The following is an 18,663-nucleotide window of genomic DNA, read 5'->3' as shown; positions in this document are numbered from 1 at the left end:
CCCCGCGCGCCAGGAAGTGGGTAGAAAGCGCCCCCCGCCCCCGGGCCCCCCGCCCCCGCCCCGCGCGCCCGCCCCTCCCCCGCCACATCGCGGCCGGCGGCCACGCGCACATCGCGCGCCGCCTGCATCGTGCCACTGGGCGTGATCTTGACGTCGCCCGCCGCGCTGACTTCCAGGTTGCCCGTCAAGGCGACCAGGTTGCCGCCCACGTTCACGCCCACGCCAGCCTCGGTGCCGACCAGGCGGATGCTATTGGCATACATGCCGCCCAGCGCCGCCGTGTCCAGCGCCACCGTCGGCGCCGGGCCTTCGCCCTGGCCCGCCGATACCGCGCCCGTCGCGTAATCGACCTTGGCCGCGCCGGCCGTCACGTGCAGCTGGTCGGCCCAGATGCCCGCGTTGATCTCCAGCGTGCGCGCCATCAGGTCCACGCGGCTCAGGTTCGCGCCGTTCAGGCCCGCGCCCTCCACGCGCAGCTTGCCGCCCGCCACATCAAAGCCGATGCCGCCGTCCGGTCCCACCATGGGCTTGCCGGTCGTGAGCGTGGCGCGGTCCGCGTTCAAAAAGCCGCAGCCGTTGCAGGTGATGCCCGCCGGGTTGGCGACGATGATGTTGGCGCGGTTGCCGGCCACTTCCATCGTGCCCATCAGCTGCGAGGGGTTGGGCGCGGTGACCTGGTTCAGGATGGTGGTGGCGCGCTGGTTGCCCAGCATCGGGTTGCCCGCGACCTGCCCGGCCAGCTGCGTCTGGCTGGCGCCGCCGCTGTTGTTCAGCACCACGCCGGACGGACCGACGTTGAACTGCGTGAACTTGTTGTTCGAGACCCCGCCGGCCGAGGGCGGCGCGATGTTGACCACCGGCACGCCGTTGCTCGTGCCCACGATCGGCCGTTGACCCGCAACGTTCTTGTCCACGCTGATCGGCAGCGTCTGCGCCAGCACGGGCGTCCAGATCTGGGTGTAGAGCACGAGCCAGACGATGGCGGAACGGAACTTGGACATGATGCGGCGCGCCTCGCAGGCCAGGGGGGGGATGTCCGTCGGGGAGGTCCACTGAGAAGGCTCAGCTCCGGACAGAAAGGACGGATGAAGAAAGACTGGCGATACGCTATGGCCGTTGCCGCCGGCATGCCATGGGACGCTTCCGATTTTGGGCGAGGGAAGCTTCAGACTTCACGCCTGAAAAGGCGTGGTCGTTTATGTACGAAGCGGACGCTGGCGTATCGCGACCGGCCGCAGGCACGGCCCTGCTCGCGGCCGGCGCCACGAAGCCGGCAAGCGCGATCAAGCGCGGAATGGAAATGGATATCGGCCGCGCGCCAGCCCCCGCGCCCGGCGCGGCCCGGCTTCAGCCCGAGACGCCCAGCAGGCCGGGCTGCCCATCGTGCGCGGCCTGGGCGCGCCGCAGGATGTACTCGATCATCATGGCAATGGCGCGCGGATGGTGGCGGTTGGGCATGTACAGCATGTACATGGCGCGACCGAAGATGCTCAGCCGCCAATCCGGCAGCGCCTGCACCAGATCGCCGCGCGCCACGTCCTCGTGCACCACGTAGTCGGGCACGATGCCCACGCCCAGGCCGGCGCGCATGGCGTCGCGCAGGAAGGCGTAATTGCGCGAGAGCACGGTGGGCTCCAGCACCACATGCTGCCTTGGCTGGCCGCCGTAATAAGCCGACAGCCGCAGCGGCCGGCCGATGACGGCGGCGCTGATGACGGGGCGGCGCGCCAGGTCCTCGGGCGTCGCGGGCAGCCCCTGGGACTCGGCATAGGCGCGCGAGGCGCAGGCCACGTAGCGGACCTGTCCCAGTTCGCGCGCCACCAGGTTCTGCGGCGGTTCCGACATGATGCGCACCGCGATGTCGACCTCGTCGCGCAGCAGATCATCCACGCTGTTCTCGAACAGCACGTCCAGCACGATGTCGGGATAGTCGCGCTTGAACTCCAGCAGCCAGGGCGTCATGACGAACTGGCCGTAGCCGCTGGGCACGCTGAGCCGGACCTTGCCCTGCGGCGTCTTGCCCAAACTCTGCACCGACTCGCGCGCGGCGACCAGTTCATCCTGGATGCTGCGGCCGTGCTGGTAGAGCTTCAGCCCGATCTCGGTGGCTTCCACGCGGCGCGTGCTGCGCCGCACCAGCTGCATGCCGACCGAACGCTCCAGCTGACTCAGGTGGTAGCTGACATTGGCGCGGGTCATCTTGAGCCGGCGCGCGGCCTCGCTCAGGTTGCCCGCGTCCAGGATCTCCACCAGCAGGGTCAGGGATTTGGTGTCCATGTCGGCCTATCGTCGTTCGATTGCATTCCGCCACATTGTCAAATTTTATTGATCGTGGTGTCAATTATTGATGGCATTGTCAAGACTTCTTTGCTGATCAAGAATTAGGCGCAGGGCGTGGACCGTTTCAAACGGTCCATGAACCCAGCCCTTACGCCGCGCCCCCAGGGGTCTGTCGCCTGCGATGGCGGCCCGGCGATGAAGAAACCGGCCACGGAGATGGCCAAGGAGACGCAAGCCATGACAGCCCAAGCCAGCGCCGGCACGCGCCACGCGGACAGCCTCGCCGCCGGGGATCCGCAATCAACCTCCCAGGACGCCCAGGCCAGCGCCGCGCTGGACGCGGCGCTGCGCGAGGCCGGCCCGGATCCGGTGACGCGCGCCGCCATCGAGCACGCCTTCCACGCCGAACGGCGGACTTGGCGCATTCCCGAGCTGGAGCAGGCCAGGCCGCGCCGGCTGGAGCACGTCGGCGTGGTGGGCGGCGGCACCATGGGCGCCGGCATCGCCGTGGCGCTGCTGGACGCGGGGCTGCCGGTGGTGATGGTGGAACAGGACGAGGCGGTGCTGGCGCGCGGCCGCGCGCGGGTCGATCAGGTCTACGCTCGGCTCGTGGGCAAGGGCCGCATGAGCGAGGACGAACGCGCGGCCCGCATGGCCCGCTGGCAGGGCGCCACCACGTATGACGCGCTGGGCGAGGCCGACCTGATCATCGAGGCCGTATTCGAGGACATGGACGTCAAGCTGGCGGTGTTCGCCGAGCTGGACCGCGTGGCGCGGCCGGGCGCGGTGCTGGCGACCAATACGTCCTATCTGGACATCAACCGCATCGCGCGCGCCACGCGCGGGCCGGCCGACGTGCTGGGCCTGCATTTCTTCTCGCCGGCCAACATCATGAAGCTGTTGGAGGTGGTGGCGGGCCTGTCAACCGCGCCCGACACCGTGGCCACCGGTTTCGAACTGGCGCGGCGGCTGGGCAAGACGCCCGTGCGGGCCGGCGTCTGCGACGGTTTCATCGGCAACCGCATCCTGGCCGTGCACCGGCAGGCGGCCGACCTGATGATGCAGGACGGCGCCTCGCCCTACGAGATCGACGCGGCCGTGCGCGCCTTCGGCTATCCCATGGGTCCGTACCAGATGGCCGACCTGGCCGGCGGCGACATCGGCTGGGCCACCCGCAAGCGCCGCGCCGCCACGCGCGACCCGGCGCTGCGCTACGTGCGCATTCCCGACCTGCTGTGCGAGCGCGGCTGGTTCGGCCAGAAAAGCGGACGCGGCTTCTACCTGTATCCGGACGGTGCGCGCCAGGGCGAGCCCGATCCCGAGGTGCTGGCCCTGATCGACGAGGAACGCCGCCGCGCCGGCGGCTCGCCCCGTGCATTCAGCCAGGACGAGATCCAGCGCCGCTACCTGGCCGCCATGATCAACGAGGCCGCCAACGTGCTGCGCGAGGGCATCGCGCTGCGCCCCTCGGATATCGACGTGGTGTTCCTGTACGGCTACGGCTTTCCCCGGCTGCGCGGCGGCCCCATGCACTACGCCGACAGCGTGGGCCTGGACCGAGTGCTGGCCGATGTGCGCGCCTATGCGGCCGAGGATCCGGCGTTCTGGAAGCCTTCGCCGCTGCTGGCCGAGCTGGCGGCATCCGGGCGCGGCTTCGCCAGCCTGAACCGTTGAACGCGGCGCCGCCCGCCCCTTCCCCTTTCCTGCGAGTACGCGACATGAGAGAAGCCGTCATCGTCTCCACCGCCCGCACGCCCATCACCAAGGCGCAGCGCGGCGAATTCAACCTGATCGCCGGCCCCACCCTGGCGGCGCACGCCGTGCGCGCCGCGGTGGAACGCGCCGGCTTGGACCCGGCCCTGATTGAGGACGCGCTGATCGGCTGCGGCTACCCCGAGGGCGCCACCGGCCGCAACATCGGCCGCCAGACCGTGATCCGCGCCGGACTGCCCGTGTCCGTGGGCGGCGCCACCATCAACCGTTACTGCGCCTCGGGCCTGCAGGCCATCGCCTCGGCGGCGGCACGCATCGTGATGGACGGCGCGCCGGCCATGATCGCCGGCGGCGTCGAATGCGTTTCGCAGATCCGCACCCGCGACGACGGCGTGAGCGGCATGGACCCGTGGATCCTGGCGCACAAGCCCGAGCTGTATCTGCCCATGATCGAGACCGCCGACATCGTCGCCGCCCGCTACGGCATCAGCCGCGAGGCGCAGGACCGCTACGCGGCGCAAAGCCAGCAGCGCGCCGAAACGGCCCAGGCCGCCGGCCGCTATCAGGAAGAGATCATTCCGGTCACCACGGTCATGGCCGTGACCGACCGCGCCACCGGCGCCGTCAGCGAGCGCGAGGTCACCGTGGACCGCGATACCTGCAACCGCCCCGGCACGACCTACGAGGCGCTGGCCGCGCTCAAGCCGGTGCGCGGGGACGGCCAGTTCGTCACCGCCGGCAATGCCTCGCAGCTGTCCGACGGCGCGGCGGCCTGCGTGCTGATAGAAGCAGCCGAGGCCCGCCGCGCCGGCATCGCGCCGCTGGGCGTCTTCCGAGGCCTGGCCATCGCCGGCTGCGAGCCCGACGAGATGGGCATCGGCCCCGTCTACGCCGTGCCGAAACTGCTGGCGCGGCATGGCTTGAAGGTGGACGACATCGACCTGTGGGAGCTGAACGAGGCCTTCGCCTCGCAGGCGTTGTACTGCCAGCAGCGCCTGGGCATTCCGATGGAGCGGCTGAACGTGAATGGCGGCGCCATCGCGCTGGGGCATCCCTTCGGCGTCACCGGCGCGCGGCTGGCCGGCCACGTGCTGCTGGAAGGCCGCCGCCGGGGCGCGCGCTACGCGGTGGTCACGATGTGCGTGGGCGGCGGCATGGGCGCCGCCGGATTGTTCGAAATGTAGAGCCCACCCCGAGCGCTACGCGCTCCCCCTCAAGGGGCGCCGCCACGGACCGGCAAAGCCGGCTCCGCGCGGCCCCGGTCGAGGCATCAGTTTTTTGAACTACACCGGCGCTTGGCGCCACGGATGACTGAGATGGATCTGGAATTCACTGCCGAAGAAACCGCGTTCCGCGACGAGGTGCGGGCCTTCCTGGCCGCGCAACTGCCCGCCGCGCTGTCCGACAAGGTGTTGCGCGGCCAGCCGCTGACGCGCGAGGATATGGCTGGCTGGCACGCCGTACTGAACCGGCGCGGCTGGCTGGCCAGCCATTGGCCGGCGGAGTACGGCGGCACCGGCTGGAACAGCACGCGGAAGTTCATCTTCGACAACGAGTGCGCGCTGGCCGGGGCGCCGCGCATCGTGCCGTTCGGCCTGAGCATGCTGGGGCCGGTGCTGATCAAGTACGGCAACGAAGCGCAGAAGCGCTATTGGCTGCCGCGCATCCTGGACGGCACGGACTGGTGGTGCCAGGGCTACTCCGAGCCGGGCGCCGGATCCGATTTGGCCGCCGTCCAGACCACGGCGGTGCGCGACGGCGACGATTACATCGTCAACGGCCAGAAGACCTGGACCACGCTGGGGCACTACGCCAACATGATCTTCTGCCTGGTGCGCACCTCGCACGAGGGCCGGCGCCAGGAAGGCATCAGCTTCCTGCTGATCGACATGCGCAGCCCGGGCGTGGAAGTACGCCCCATCATCACGCTGGACGGCGAGCACGAGGTCAACGAGGTGTTCTTCTCGGACGTGCGGGTGCCGGCCGCGAACCTGGTGGGCGAGGAAAACCGGGGCTGGACCTGCGCCAAGTACCTGCTGACCTATGAACGCACCAACATCGCCGGCGTCGGGCAGTCGACGGCGGCGCTGGCCCGCTTGAAGGCCGTTGCCGCGCGCCAGCGCCGCAACGGCCGCCCGCTGGCCGACGACCCCGACTTCGCCGCGCGGCTGGCGCGGGTGGAGATCGAGCTGGCCAACATGCGTACCACCAACCTGCGCGTGGTGGCCGCTGTCGCCGGCGGCGGCGCGCCGGGCGCAGAAAGCTCGATGCTGAAGATACGCGGCACCCAGATCCGCCAGGAACTCACCGCGCTGAACCGCCGCGCCATGGGTCCTTATGCCCGGGTCGGCGACGCCGGGACGCTGCATGGCGCCGACGCGCGCATCGGGCCGGGCGGCGCCGACACCGCCGCGGCCCAATACTTCAACAACCGCAAGCTGTCGATCTTCGGCGGCTCCAATGAAATCCAGAAGAACATCATCGCCAAGATGATCCTGGGACTGTGAGGGCCGGCCATGAACTTTGAGCACACCGAAGACCGCCGCATGCTGACCGACATGCTGCGGCGCTTTGTCGCCGAGCAGTACGACATCGCCACGCGCCACCGCAACGCCGGCGCCGAGCGCGGCCACAGCCCGGAATTCTGGCGCCGCTATGCCGAGCTGGGCGCCATCGGCGCCCTGTTCGTCGAGCGCGACGGCGGATTGGGCGGCGCCGGCTTCGACATCGCCGTGGTGTTCGAGGCGCTGGGGCGCGGCCTGGTGGTCGAGCCCTTCCTGGACGCGCTCATGGTGGGCAGCGCCATCGCCCAGGCCGGCACGCCAGTGCAGCGCGAATCGCTGGACGGCCTGATCGCCGGCGAGCGGGTCGCGGCGCTGGCCTGCGCCGAACCGGATGCCGGCTACGAGCTGTCGCGCGTCTCGACCCGCGCCGAGCGCGACGGCGCGGGCTGGCGGCTGCACGGGACCAAGGCCGTGGTCAACGCCGGCGCGCACGCCGACCTGTACCTGGTGTCGGCGCGCACGTCCGGCGCCGGGGACGAGGAAGACGGCATCAGCCTGTTCCTGGTCGAGGCCAGCGCGCCGGGCCTGAGCGCCCGTGGCTACGCGCTGGTCGACGGCGGCCGCGCGGCCGAGCTGACGCTGGACCAGGTGCGCGTGCCGCAAGCGGCGCTGCTGGGCCAGGCCGGCGCCGGCCACGCGCTGCTGGAACACGCCACCGGACGCGGCCTGCTGGCGCTGTGCGCCGAGGCCCTGGGCGCGATGGACTGCGCCCGCGACGCCACGCTGGAATACCTGCGCACGCGCCGCCAGTTCGGCGCGCCCATCGGCAGCTTCCAGGCGCTGCAGCATCGCATGGCCGATCTGTTGCTGGAGATCGAGCAGGCGCGTTCGGCGGTGATCAACGCCGCCGCCGCGCTCGACCTGCCCGACCGGCTGGCGCGCGAACAGGCGCTGTCGGCGGCCAAGTACACCATCGGCCGGATCGGCACGCTGGTGGCCGAGGAAAGCATCCAGCTGCACGGCGGCATCGGCATGACCTGGGAGCTGCCGCTGGCTCACTACGCCAAGCGGCTGGTCATGATCGACCACCAGCTGGGCGACGAGGACCACCATCTGCGGCGCTACATCGCGCTGGGCCGCCAACGCGACGGGAGCGCGTCATGACGGCCGCCCCCGCCTCTGCCACCGCGCAGGCGCAGGAACCGCCGCTGTCGCCGCCCTTTGCCGCGCCCTTCCCCGTGCGCGGCATCGAGGATGTGCGCCGATTGGAAGCCCGGCCCCTGGCCGAGACGCTGACGGTGCAAAGCACCTACGAGATCTTCCGCAACTCGGCCGCCGCCTTCGGCGACAAGACGGCGCTGACCTTCCTGAAGACCGCCGACCCGGACGGCGATACGGTGAGCTGGAGCTACCACGAACTGCTGGCCGGCATCCACCAGACGGCCAACCTGCTGCACAGCCTGGGGCTGGGTCCGCGCGACGCCGTCGGCATCCTGCTGCCTGGCTGCCTGGAGTACCACCTGGCGCTCTGGGGCGGCGAGGCGGCCTGCGCGGTGCAGCCGCTCAACCCGCTGCTGTCCGAGGACAAGCTGGCGGCGCTGCTGAACGCCACCGGCGCGCGCGCGCTGATCGCCTACGGCGCCGAGGCCGACTGCGAATCCTGGACCAAGGCGCTGCGCCTGCGCGAGCGCGTGCCCAGCCTGCGCAGCCTGCTGCGCGTCGCGCCGATGGACGAGTCCCCGTCGGCGCGGCCGGCGCTGCCGGAAGGCGCGCTGGACTTCAACGCCGCGCGCGCCGCCCTGCCCGCCGACCGTCTGGCCAGCGGCCGCCGCATCCAGGGCGGCGACGTGGCCGCCTATTTCCATACCGGGGGCACCACCGGCGCGCCCAAGCTGGCCATCCACACGCACGCCAACCAGGTCTTCACCGCCTGGGCCGCGGTGCAATTGCAGAACGCCGGCCCAGGCGACGTGGTCATCAACGGCTATCCGCTGTTCCACGTGGCCGGCGCCCTGCCCGCCTCGCTGGCCGCGCTGTCCGCCGGCGTCGCCACCATCATCCCCACGACCCAGCTGCTGCGCAACCGCGAGGTGCTGCGCAATTACTGGCGACTGGTCGAGCGCCACCGCGCCACTTCGCTGCAAGGCGTGCCGACCATCCTGGCGGCACTGGCCGACGTGCCGCTCTACGGCGCGGACATTTCCTCGCTGCGCTACTGCCGCACCGGCGCCGCGCCGCTGCCGGCCGAACTGGCCGCGCGCTTCGAGCGGCAATTCGGCCTGCACGTCAACGAGAGCCTGGGCATGACCGAAATGGCGGGGATCTCGTCCATCAGCCCGCCTGGCTCGGCCTTTCCGGTCAACTGCGTGGGCTTTCCGCTGCCCTACGTGCAGGTGCGCATCGCCGCGCTGGACGCCGCGCCCGGCCGGCCCACGCGCGATCTGCCGCCGGGCGAGGCCGGCATGGTGCTGTTCAAGGCGCCCAACGTGATCCCCGGATTCGTCGATCCGGCGGACACGGCACAAGCCTTCACCGAGGACGGCTGGCTCATCAGCGGCGACATCGGCCGGCTGGACGAACAAGGCCGGTTGCATCTGCAAGGCCGGGCCAAGGACCTGATCATCCGGGGCGGCCACAACATCGATCCCAAGACCATCGAGGACGCGCTGGCCTCGCATCCGGCCGTGCGCCTGTGCGCCGCGGTCGGCGCGCCGGACGCCTATGCCGGCGAGCTGCCGGTCGCCTTCGTCACGCTGGTCGAAGACGCCCGGATCACCGAGGCCGAACTGCTGGCCCATGCCGCCGCCACGGTCGACGAAGGCCCGGCGCGGCCGCGCCGCGTCATCGTGCTGGAACAGATGCCCATGACCAATGTGGGCAAGATCTACAAGCCCGACCTGCGCCGCCTGGCCGTCGCCGTGTCGGTCCAGGCGCTGGTGGCGCAGGCGCTGCGCGAGAGCGGCCTGCCCGAGGACAGCCCCTGCCTGCGCGTGCTGGCCGACGCGCAGCCCCAGGTCGCGGTGCAGGCCCTGCCGGACGCGCCCGCCACCTTGCGCGCACGGCTGCGCGAGATGCTGGCGCGGCTGCCCGTGGCCGTGCCGTTGCTTGAATGAACACGGAAAAAGACTAGCGCGCACAGACGCGCAGCCCGCCAGGACGCGGCCCGGGAGCCGCGCCCGCACATCCCCCAAGGAGACCCCGCCATGCCCAAGCAGTCCCTGCGCCGCGCCCTGCTCGGCGCCGCCCTGTACGCGCTCGCCGCCGCCCTGCCGGCCGCCGCGCAAAGCGCCTTTCCCGCAAAGCCAATCACGCTGATCGTGCCCTTTCCGGCCGGCGGCTCCACCGACCGCCATCTGCGCATCGTGGCGCAGGATGCGTCCAAGTACCTGGGCCAGCCCGTCATCGTGGAAAACCGGCCGGGCGCCGGCGGCACGCTAGGGCCGGCCAACATGGCCAAGACCGCCAAGCCGGACGGCTACACCATTTCGCTGTACACCCTGGCCATGCTGCGCATGCCCTACATGCACAAGACCAACTGGGACCCGATCAACGATTTCACCTTCATCATCGGCCTGTCGGGCTATACCTTCGGCTTCACCGTGCGCGCCGATTCGCCGTACAGGACCTTCAACGACTACATCGAGGCCGCGCGCAAGGCGCCTGGCAGCATCGACTACGGCTCGACCGGCGCAGGCTCGTCGCCGCACCTGCTGATGGAGGAAGTGGCGCGCAACGCCGGCGTCCAGCTCAACCACGTGCCGTTCAAGGGCAATGCCGACATGCAGCAGGCGCTATTGGGCGGACACGTGATGGCGCAGAGCGACGCCACCGGCTGGGACCAGTTCGTCGACGCCGGCAAGATGCGCCTGCTGATCACTTTCGGCGAACAGCGCACCACGCGCTGGCCCGACGTGCCCACGGCGCAGGAGCTGGGCTACAGGGTCGTGTCGACCTCGCCCTATGGGCTGGCCGGTCCGAAGGGCATGGACCCGGCCGTGGTGCGAACCCTGCACGATGCCTTCAAGCGCGCGCTGTACGACCCGGCCAGCCTGGACGTGATGCAGCAGCTGAACCAGCAGCCCGCCTATCGCGACAGCCAGGACTACCGCGAATGGGCGCGCGCGACCTACGCCAGGGAGAAGAGCCTGATCGAAGCGCTGGGCCTGATGGCCAAGGACTGAAGCGCCCGCGCCCTGCCCTGATTAGTTCCGGATTCCCGGTTTAAGCAAATGAGAATTCCTTGTTTGTTCGGCCTGTCCGCGCCGTACCACAATGCACGCCTTTTCCGCCGCCGCGCCGCCTGGCGCGGCGCGGCAACCGCAGTGATGGAGCAGCAACGTGGCAGGCATGAAAGGAATGATTCGGGCGGGCATGGCGGCATTGGCGGCCGTCGCCCTGTTAGGCGGCGCGGCGCGCGCCGAGAAGCCACTGACGCTGGGCGTGTCGGTGGGCCTGGGCAATGTGGCGATGGAAATCGCGGTGCGCGAGGCGCGGGCCCAGGGGTTGGACGTCAAGCTGGTGGAGTTCTCCGATTACATCAGCCAGAACGAGGGCGTGAACGACGGCTCGCTGGACGCGAACTACTACCAGCACCTGCCCTACCTGGAAAGCATGATCGCCGCCAAGGGCTACAAGCTGGTGCCCATCGCTCTGGGCTACACGTCGCGGATGGCGATCTATTCCAAGAAGCACCGCGCGCTGGCCGAGCTGCCCGAGGGCGCCGCCGTCGCCTACCCCAATGATCCGGTCAACACCGGCCACGCCCTGCTGATCCTGCAGGAAGCCGGCCTCATCACGCTCAAGCCGGACGTGGGCACCAAGGCCACGCTGCGCGACGTCACGGCCAATCCGCGCAAGCTGCGCTTTCGCGAGCTGGAAGGCAGCATCGTGGCGCGCGCGCTGGACGACGTGGACGCGGCCGTCATCTACCCTGGCTTCGTCGCGGTGGCCGGCGTCAAGCCGGAATCGGCGCTCTACGCCGAAAAGGACAGCTCGCTGTACGCCATCCGCTGGGTCACGCGGCCGGACAACGCCCAGGATCCGCGCCTGCTGAAGTTCATCGCCATCTATCAGGGCTCGGAGGAAGTGCGCGCCACGCTGCGCCGCCTGTACCACGACCTGATCGCCTTCCCCTGGCTGGAACAGGCGGGCTGAGATATGGGCAAGCAGATCAGGCTCAATGCCTTCGACATGAACACCGTCGGGCACATCGCCCACGGCTACTGGGCGCATCCGCGCGACCAGTCGCGCAACTACCGCGACCTGGACTACTGGGTCGAGCTCGCCGGCATCCTGGAGCGCGGCAAGTTCGACGGCCTGTTCCTGGCCGACACGCTGGGCATGGTGGACGGGCTGGAAAGCGATCCCGGCATCACGTTGCGCGAAGCGGTGCAGGCGCCGATGAACGATCCGCTGCTGCTGGTGCCGGCGATGGCGCACGCCACCCGCCACCTGGGCTTTGGCGTCACCGCCAATCTGAGCCACGCCTATCCCTATGTGTTCGCGCGCAGCATGTCCACGCTGGACCATCTGACGCGCGGACGCATCGGCTGGAACATCGTCACCGGCCACCAGGCCAGCGCCGCGCGCGCCCTGGGCCAGGAACTGGCCGCGCACGACGACCGCTACGCCATCGCCGACGATTTCATGGAAGCCGTGTACAAGCTGTGGGAAGGCAGCTGGGACGACGACGCGGTGCGCGTGGACCGCGAACGGCGCATCTTCGCCGACCCCGCCGGGATCCGCGTGCAGCGGCACGCGGGGCCGTACTACCGCTATGAGGGCGTGCACCTGTCCGAGCCCTCGCCGCAGCGCACGCCGGTGCTGTACCAGGCCGGCGCCTCCAGCCGGGGCCAGCGCTTCGCCGCCGCGCATGCCGAATGCGTGTTCCTGACCGGCGCGCAGCCGGCGGTGCGCGACATCGTCGCCGCGCTGCGCAAGCAGGCCCAGGACGCCGGCCGCCGGCGCGAGGACATCCAGGTCTACGCCATGGCCAGCGTCATCGTCGGCGAAACCGACGCCCAGGCCTGGGAAAAGCATGCCGAATACGCGCGCTACGCCAATCCCATGGCGGCCCTGGCGCACTACGGCAGCCAGGTCCATATCGATTTCTCGCGCTACGGCCTGGACGAGCCGATCCAGGCCCAGGCCACCCAGGGCATCCAGACCCTGCTGGACTCGATCACCACGCGCAGCGCGCAGACCTGGACCGTGCGCAAGCTGCTGGCGCAGATGCAGAACGGCTACCGGCTGCCCCCCATCGTGGGCAGTCCGCAGACCGTCGCCGACGCGCTGGCGGGCTGGATGCGCGAGACCGACATCGACGGTTTCAACCTTACCCGGCTGGTCGCGCATGAAAGCCTGCGCGACTTCGTCGAGCTAGTGGTGCCCGAGCTGCAATCGCGCGGCCTCTACAAGGAAGACTACGCGCCCGGCACGCTGCGCGAGAAACTGTTCGGCGCGGGCGGCGCGCGGCTGCCGGCCTCGCATCCGGCCGCCGGCCACCGGCCCGGCGGCGGCGCCTGAACCCGGGCGAGCGGGACATGCGGACGCCGGCCGGAGGCGCGGAGTTTGATAGACTGGCGGCCCCAAGCCCGCACCCGCCGGCCCGCGTGCCGCCGCCCATGACCCAGGACGCAAGCCCAGCCCCCAGCCCGGACCCCAGCGCCGACGATATCGCCAAGGACGTGTCCGCCGCCATCGTCGCGCACCGTCTGCCGCCCGGCACCCGCCTGCGCGAGGAAGCGCTGGGCCGGGCCTACCAGGTCAGCCGCACCAAGATCCGCGCCGCGCTGCTGATGCTGTCCAAGGACAAGCTGATCGATATCGTGCCGGACAAGGGCGCCTTCGTCAGCAAGCCCAGCGCCGACGAGGCGCGCGAGGTCTATGCCGTGCGCCGCATCCTGGAAACCGCGCTGGCGCGCGAGTTCACGGCCCGCGCCCGCCCGGCCGACTTCCGCCGCATCGAGGCCCACCTGGCCCAGGAGCGCCAGGCGCTGGAGAGTGGCGACGCGCAGGCGCGCAACCGCCTGCTGGGCGACTTCCACCTGCTGCTCGCCGAGATCGTCGGCAACCAGGTGCTCACCGACATGCTGCGCGAGCTGCTGGCGCGCAGCGCCGTCATCACCGCGCTGTACCAGAGCACGCACGACGCCGGCTGTTCCTCGCGCGAGCACCGTGCCTTCATCCAGGCTGCGCGCAAGGGCGACGCCGACGCCGCCAGCGCCCTGATGGACGAACACCTGCGCCATGTGCTGGACGCCCTGGATTTCCAGGCCGGCGCGCAAGGCAACGCCGACCTGGTCACCGCGCTGTTGCGCTGACGCGCCGTCCCCTCGTCCGCTTGATCCAGCGCAAGGCGCGGCGCCGGCAAGCCGATACAGTGTTACATGCAGCCGGCGTCCGCCGGATGCCGCGTCAGGCGCCCCGCGCGGGCGGCCAGCGCCGCGCGCCCGCAACAACCACACGCATGCCGGGAGACGCCATATGTACAAACACATCCTGATCCCCACCGACGGTTCGGCCCTGTCCAATGAGGCGCTGGTCCGCAGCCTGCAACTGGCCAAGACCTTCGGCGCCGCCGTCACGATCCTGACGGTCGAAGAACCCTTCCATGTGTTCTCGATGGGCTCGGCCCAGCTGGCCGCCAGCCTGAACGACTACCAGGACCAGATCCGCTCCCAGGCCGAACGGCTGCTGAACGAGGCCGCCGCCCAGGCGCGCGAGCTGGGCCTGTCCTGCGAGACCTTGCGGGTTTCGCACGAAGACCCGTACCAGGCCATCATCGACGCCTCCGCCAAGCGCGGCTGCGACCTGATCGCCATGGCCTCGCACGGCCGTCGCGGCATGGCCGCCGTGGTGCTGGGCAGCCAGACCCAGAAGGTGCTGACGCACTCGACCACGCCGGTGCTGGTGTATCGCAAGCAGTCCTAGGGACCGATCGCCACATCCGAGACCGGCACCGCGCAACAGGTCAGCACCTCGCGCGGGCCCAGCGGAAACGGCGGGTCCAGCAGATGGGCCACCTGCCCGGCGCGCAGGGTCTGGCGGCAGGCGCCACACACGCCGGCGCGGCAGTTCGCCGGCGGGTTCAGGCCCTGCGCCTCGGCCAGCTCCAGCAACGTGCCATCCTGCCGGCGCCACGTAGCCCGCACGTCCGTGCCGTCGAAACAGACCGACAAGGGGCCGTCCACCGGCGCGGGCCGGCGCGCCTGCTGCGTCGCCGAAGGCGAGGCGAACACCTCGCCATGGACGGCGTCCGGCGATACGCCCGCGTCCAGCGCCCAGCGGCGCACATCGGCCATGAAGCCGGTCGGCCCGCAGACATAGACCTGCGCATCGGCGGACAAGCCCGCGAATGCGTCGGCGCCCGGCCTGCCTGCCTCGGCCCGCAACGCGGGCCGAGCGCCATCCCCCCGACTCAGGAACAGTCGCGCGCGCGCTTCGGGCAGCGCGTCGACGAGCTCGCGAACCTCGTTCCACAGCGCCAGCGATTGCGCGTCGCGCGCCACGTGCAGGACCCGCACCGGCCGGCCCCGATCCTCCCTCGCCGCCAGCGCCCGCAGCATGGCCACGGCCGGCGTGATGCCGATGCCGGCGGTCGCCAGCACCAGCGGACGCATGTCGGACGGTCCCAGATGAAAGCCGCCGTGGGGGCCTGAAATCAGCAGCTGCGCGCCTTCCCGCAGTCCGGCATGGAGCTGGCGCGACACGGCGTCGCGCTCCCTCTCGTTCTTGATGCTCAGGCGCAGCAGCCCGTCCTCGACCGCCGAGATGGTGTAGGAACGCCAGTACGGCCGCGCGTCCGGCGCCGGCAGGCCGACGCGCAGATGCTGGCCCGGCAAGGGCGCCGGGCGCAGGCGCGCCAGCGGGTCGCGCAGCCAGAAGCTGTCCACCTCGGCGCTTTCGCGCACGCGCCCGACCACCTGCGCATAGCGCGGCCACTGCGCCGGCGGCGGCGCCAGCGGATGCGCGGCATCGGCCGGTGGCGCCGCCAGCGCCGGGCCGGCCGTATCCGCCAGCGTGATGGCGTCGCCCGCATGCACCCGGCCCGCGCGCAGCACGCGCGCATAGACGCCGCAATAGATATGGCCCTCGCCGCCCGCCAGCAGCGCGGGCAGGTTCAGGTCGGCGCGCGCGCTGGTCGGATCGATCGAGGTCGCCTTGCAACGCTCGATGGGCCGCAGGATCTCCAGCTCGACCTCGGCGCCGATGCGCACGCGCCGTCCGAGCCAGGCGAATTCGCGCCAGGCCGGCAGGCCGTCCAGATACAGGTTGCCGCGAAAGCGCAGCGGGTCCAGCTCCTTGCCGGCCTTGCGCGACAACGCGCGCACGGTCTCCTGGTTGATGAGTGACAGCGGCGCGTCGTCGAAGTCCCACCAGCCCAGGCCGCCCTGGCGACGCGCGAAGCGCGGGACGTCGAGCGCGCCGCGCGGGAACCAGGAGGCAATGGTCCGGTTGGCGGCGTCCCAGGTCGCGGGCGCGGCCACGTCGATGACGGCGTGCTCGCCTCCCGGCGACGCCAACGTCAGGCGCGCGCCGTCGCCCTGCTCTTCCAGGCTCAGGCGATAGGCCGGCAATCCTTCGTTGCGGGTCATGCGCACGAAGCCCTGGCACGGCGCCCAGCCCTCGCCCGGGATCACGGCATGGCCGTTGGCGATGCCCAGGCAACGGTCCAGCGCGATGCCCCGGCCGGGCTGCAAGGCCGCCTCGGCCAGCGACTGCCCGCTGAAACCCTTGACCGGATAGCGGTACAGCGCGGCCAGCACGGGCGCGGCGGCTTGCGGCGGCAACGGGCCGCCGTCCATCGGATCATGGCTCATCATTCAGCGCGCCGGCTCCATCGCCGTCAGCGCCTGCGCCAGATCGGCCTTCAGGTCCGCGCACTCTTCCAATCCCACGTTCAGGCGCACCAGCCGGCCCGCGTAGTCGCGGCCGGGCCGTTCCAGCGCGGGATAGACCAACGCCAGGCTGGTCACCCCGCCCCAGCTCATGCCGATCTTGAACAGCCGCAGCGCGTCCACGAAGGCCTCGATCTGGCGCGCGCTGTGGCGATCGTCGAACAGCACCGAGAACACGCTGGCCGAGCCGCTGAAATCGCGCTTCCAGGTCTCGTGCCCGGGGCAGGACGGCAGCGCCGGATGCAGCACCGTGGCGATGCCGGGCTGGCCGGCAAGCCAGCGGGCGATCTCCAGCGCCGAGGCCTCCAGCCGCTCCAGCCTCAGGCCCAGCGTCTGCAGGCCGCGCAACGCCAGGCTGCAATCGTCCGGCGAGACCGCCAGCCCCAGTTGCTTGAAGGTGTCGCCGACGCGATCCTTGTACGCCGCCTCGCGCACCGACACCGAGCCCAGCAGCAGGTCGCTATGGCCGCCCACGTATTTGGTCAGGGCCTGGATGCTGATGTCCACGCCATGCGCGAAGGCGTCGAACAGCACGCCGGCGGCATAGGTGTTGTCCAGCGCCACCGGTACGCCGCGCGCGTGCGCCGCCTCGCAGATGGCCGGCACGTCCTGGACTTCCATCGTCACCGAGCCGGGGCTTTCGGTCCAGACCAGCGCGGTGTTCGGACGAATGAGCGCGGCGATGCCGGCGCCGATGAGCGGATCGTAGGCCTCGACCTCGATGCCCAGGCGCTTGAGCATGCTGGCGGCCATTTCCTTGTTGGGACCGTAGGCGCTGTGCGGCACCAGCGCGTGCGAGCCCGCGCCGCACAAGGCCAGGTAGACCAGCGCGATGGCGGCCTGCCCGCCGGGCACCACGAAGGTGTGCAGCGCGCCTTCCAGCTGGCCCACGCGCGCCCCCAGCTCCAGCGCGGTGGGCGTGCCGTACAGGCCATAGGTGTAGCCCTTGTCGCGATGGCGCCAGTCGTCGGCCACGTCGGCCTGCCGCTCGAACAGCACGGTGGAACCGCGATGGGTGGGCACGGCCAGCGAGGCGAAACCGCCACGGGCCAGGGTCTGGGGTTGGACGAGCCGGGTGCGCCAATGCATGGGAAAGTCTCGCAGCGTAGAGTTCGGAGCGTGATAATTTAATTCGCGCGGCCCGACGATTTCCCTCTAAATTCACCCTTCAATCGATGGATTCCGTCAATCCTCCAGGGATTGCGCTGAATCAGCGCGACGCCGCGCCACGCCAGGGTCGCCCGCGCGCAGCAGCTGTTCCATACGTCCCAGGATCCAGCCGGCGGCGGCGCCGGGCTCGGCGCCCTGCAGCCATAGCGCCCGCACCGACAGCGGCGGCAAGGTAAGGCCGGCGCAGGGCACGCTCGCGAGCTGGTCGCGGTAGACCTCGTACTCGGCGATGTTCAGCGGCAGGATGGCCCAGCCCAGGCCATCCACGGCCATGCTCGCGATGCTGTAGAAACTGTCGGCGCGCCAGACCATCGGGCTCAGCACCCGCTCGTCCACGCCCTCCATCTTCATCACCAGCTGCCGATGCCGGGCCAGGTCGGCGCGCGTGGCCTGCGCCAGCCCGGCCAGCGGATGCGCGTGCGACACGAACACGCCCTGGGCCACGCGGCCCAGATACCGCTCGGCGAAAGCGGGGCCCGGATCGCCCCAGTCGAGATGGCAGCCCAGGCTGGCGCGGCCGGCCGCCACGTAGTCGGCGACCTCCGTCGCCGTGCCGTTGAGCTGGGTCAGTTCCAGCGCCGGAAAGCGTTCGGCGATTTCCTTGGCCAGATCGGCCAGCACCAGCGAAGGCAGCGCCTCGTCCAGCGCCACCGACAGGCGCGCCTCCTGGCCCGAGGCGAAGGACAGCGCCCGCTGCTGCAGGCCATCGGCCTGCCGCAACAACTCCAACGCTTCCTGCAGCAGCACTTCGCCGGCCGGCGTCAGCGTGGCATTGCGCCGCGAACGATCGAACAGCTCCACGCCCAGGTCGGCCTCCAGCAGGCCCACCGCCGTGCTGACGGCGGATTGCGCCTTGCCCAGCTGGCGCGCGGCCGCCGAGAACGAACCTTGGGCCGCCGCGGCGGCGAAATGCCTGAGCTGTTCCAGCGTCCAGTTCATGATTCACCCCATCCATCCATTTAACAGATGGATTCTAACTTTTTTCAATTGAATGGAAGATCGATAATCCGAACCCGGAACCCGGCCCTCGCGGCCTTCCCGGCGGCGTCCGCCGCTGGCGATCCCAGGTTCCGCCAAGTAGATACAAGGAGCAGGAC

The 18,663-nt window shown here is 70.6% G+C and carries 15 protein-coding genes; 10 read left to right on the top strand and 5 right to left on the bottom strand.

What is annotated here, in order from left to right; genetic code table 11:
- On the bottom strand, positions 1-1,001 hold a 1,001-nt coding region (locus AC6LJ9_RS17230), incomplete at its 3' end, for a filamentous hemagglutinin N-terminal domain-containing protein (protein WP_498148515.1).
- Positions 1,002-1,347: 346 nt separating this feature from the next.
- A complete protein-coding gene (locus AC6LJ9_RS17225; RefSeq protein ID WP_498148514.1) occupies positions 1,348-2,277 on the bottom strand; it encodes a LysR family transcriptional regulator in 930 nt (309 codons plus the stop codon).
- 138 nt (positions 2,278-2,415) lie between these two features.
- On the opposite strand from AC6LJ9_RS17225, the gene AC6LJ9_RS17220 reads away from it, so the two are divergent.
- The 10 genes from AC6LJ9_RS17220 to AC6LJ9_RS17175 all read left to right on the top strand — a co-directional run bounded on the left by AC6LJ9_RS17220 (position 2,416) and on the right by AC6LJ9_RS17175 (position 14,429).
- The gene (locus tag AC6LJ9_RS17220; protein WP_498148513.1) at positions 2,416-3,954 is read left to right on the top strand and encodes a 3-hydroxyacyl-CoA dehydrogenase; all 1,539 of its coding nucleotides are present in this window, start codon (positions 2,416-2,418) and stop codon (positions 3,952-3,954) included.
- 44 nt (positions 3,955-3,998) lie between these two features.
- Complete coding sequence (locus AC6LJ9_RS17215; protein ID WP_498148512.1) at positions 3,999-5,177, top strand: acetyl-CoA C-acyltransferase; 1,179 nt, start codon at positions 3,999-4,001, stop codon at positions 5,175-5,177.
- 132 nt (positions 5,178-5,309) lie between these two features.
- Positions 5,310-6,500, top strand: a complete 1,191-nt coding sequence (locus AC6LJ9_RS17210; RefSeq protein ID WP_498148516.1) for an acyl-CoA dehydrogenase family protein — start codon at positions 5,310-5,312, stop codon at positions 6,498-6,500.
- A gap of 9 nt (positions 6,501-6,509) precedes the next feature.
- The gene (locus AC6LJ9_RS17205; RefSeq protein ID WP_498148511.1) at positions 6,510-7,661 is read left to right on the top strand and encodes an acyl-CoA dehydrogenase family protein; all 1,152 of its coding nucleotides are present in this window, start codon (positions 6,510-6,512) and stop codon (positions 7,659-7,661) included.
- Positions 7,658-9,610 (top strand): acyl-CoA synthetase, encoded by a 1,953-nt coding sequence (locus AC6LJ9_RS17200; protein WP_498148510.1) that lies wholly within the window; start codon positions 7,658-7,660, stop codon positions 9,608-9,610. Before AC6LJ9_RS17205 ends, AC6LJ9_RS17200 begins: the two co-directional genes overlap by 4 nt.
- A 90-nt stretch (positions 9,611-9,700) precedes the next feature.
- Positions 9,701-10,678, top strand: coding sequence for a tripartite tricarboxylate transporter substrate binding protein (locus tag AC6LJ9_RS17195; protein WP_498148509.1), 978 nt, complete (start codon positions 9,701-9,703; stop codon positions 10,676-10,678).
- Between the two features lie 166 nt (positions 10,679-10,844).
- Entirely contained in the window at positions 10,845-11,651 is an 807-nt protein-coding gene (locus AC6LJ9_RS17190; protein WP_498148508.1) for a MetQ/NlpA family ABC transporter substrate-binding protein, read from the top strand.
- A gap of 3 nt (positions 11,652-11,654) precedes the next feature.
- Positions 11,655-13,022 carry an LLM class flavin-dependent oxidoreductase gene (locus AC6LJ9_RS17185; RefSeq protein WP_498148507.1) on the top strand — a complete coding sequence of 456 codons (1,368 nt, stop codon included), beginning with the start codon at positions 11,655-11,657 and terminating at the stop codon, positions 13,020-13,022.
- A gap of 98 nt (positions 13,023-13,120) precedes the next feature.
- Positions 13,121-13,819 carry a GntR family transcriptional regulator gene (locus AC6LJ9_RS17180; protein ID WP_498148506.1) on the top strand — a complete coding sequence of 233 codons (699 nt, stop codon included), beginning with the start codon at positions 13,121-13,123 and terminating at the stop codon, positions 13,817-13,819.
- A gap of 163 nt (positions 13,820-13,982) precedes the next feature.
- Positions 13,983-14,429 carry a universal stress protein gene (locus tag AC6LJ9_RS17175; protein ID WP_498148505.1) on the top strand — a complete coding sequence of 149 codons (447 nt, stop codon included), beginning with the start codon at positions 13,983-13,985 and terminating at the stop codon, positions 14,427-14,429.
- Here the strand turns inward: AC6LJ9_RS17175 and AC6LJ9_RS17170 are convergent.
- The 3 genes from AC6LJ9_RS17170 to AC6LJ9_RS17160 form a co-directional block, all read right to left on the bottom strand.
- A complete protein-coding gene (locus tag AC6LJ9_RS17170; RefSeq protein ID WP_498148504.1) occupies positions 14,426-16,321 on the bottom strand; it encodes an MOSC domain-containing protein in 1,896 nt (631 codons plus the stop codon). The genes AC6LJ9_RS17175 and AC6LJ9_RS17170 overlap by 4 nt on opposite strands.
- Positions 16,322-17,485, bottom strand: coding sequence for a cystathionine beta-lyase (locus AC6LJ9_RS17165; RefSeq protein WP_498148503.1), 1,164 nt, complete (start codon positions 17,483-17,485; stop codon positions 16,322-16,324).
- Positions 17,486-17,581: 96 nt separating this feature from the next.
- Positions 17,582-18,505, bottom strand: a complete 924-nt coding sequence (locus AC6LJ9_RS17160; protein WP_498148502.1) for a LysR family transcriptional regulator — start codon at positions 18,503-18,505, stop codon at positions 17,582-17,584.
- Positions 18,506-18,663 lie beyond the last annotated feature (158 nt).

The sequence above is a fragment of the Achromobacter sp. 1011811831 genome (assembly GCF_059760905.1).
Note: the sequence above shows the minus strand (reverse complement) of the source record. Positions and strands in the feature narration are given on the sequence as shown.

Bases quoted from the DNA above. Each gene is read 5' to 3' on its own strand.
- AC6LJ9_RS17190 (WP_498148508.1), top strand. From the start codon at position 10,845: ATGAAAGGAATGATTCGGGCGGGCATGGCGGCATTGGCGGCCGTCGCC.
- AC6LJ9_RS17160 (WP_498148502.1), bottom strand. From the start codon at position 18,505: ATGAACTGGACGCTGGAACAGCTCAGGCATTTCGCCGCCGCGGCGGCC.
- AC6LJ9_RS17165 (WP_498148503.1), bottom strand. From the start codon at position 17,485: ATGCATTGGCGCACCCGGCTCGTCCAACCCCAGACCCTGGCCCGTGGC.
- AC6LJ9_RS17225 (WP_498148514.1), bottom strand. From the start codon at position 2,277: ATGGACACCAAATCCCTGACCCTGCTGGTGGAGATCCTGGACGCGGGC.
- AC6LJ9_RS17185 (WP_498148507.1), top strand. From the start codon at position 11,655: ATGGGCAAGCAGATCAGGCTCAATGCCTTCGACATGAACACCGTCGGG.
- AC6LJ9_RS17210 (WP_498148516.1), top strand. From the start codon at position 5,310: ATGGATCTGGAATTCACTGCCGAAGAAACCGCGTTCCGCGACGAGGTG.
- AC6LJ9_RS17200 (WP_498148510.1), top strand. From the start codon at position 7,658: ATGACGGCCGCCCCCGCCTCTGCCACCGCGCAGGCGCAGGAACCGCCG.
- AC6LJ9_RS17180 (WP_498148506.1), top strand. From the start codon at position 13,121: ATGACCCAGGACGCAAGCCCAGCCCCCAGCCCGGACCCCAGCGCCGAC.
- AC6LJ9_RS17215 (WP_498148512.1), top strand. From the start codon at position 3,999: ATGAGAGAAGCCGTCATCGTCTCCACCGCCCGCACGCCCATCACCAAG.
- AC6LJ9_RS17170 (WP_498148504.1), bottom strand. From the start codon at position 16,321: ATGATGAGCCATGATCCGATGGACGGCGGCCCGTTGCCGCCGCAAGCC.
- AC6LJ9_RS17205 (WP_498148511.1), top strand. From the start codon at position 6,510: ATGAACTTTGAGCACACCGAAGACCGCCGCATGCTGACCGACATGCTG.
- AC6LJ9_RS17175 (WP_498148505.1), top strand. From the start codon at position 13,983: ATGTACAAACACATCCTGATCCCCACCGACGGTTCGGCCCTGTCCAAT.
- AC6LJ9_RS17220 (WP_498148513.1), top strand. From the start codon at position 2,416: ATGAACCCAGCCCTTACGCCGCGCCCCCAGGGGTCTGTCGCCTGCGAT.
- AC6LJ9_RS17195 (WP_498148509.1), top strand. From the start codon at position 9,701: ATGCCCAAGCAGTCCCTGCGCCGCGCCCTGCTCGGCGCCGCCCTGTAC.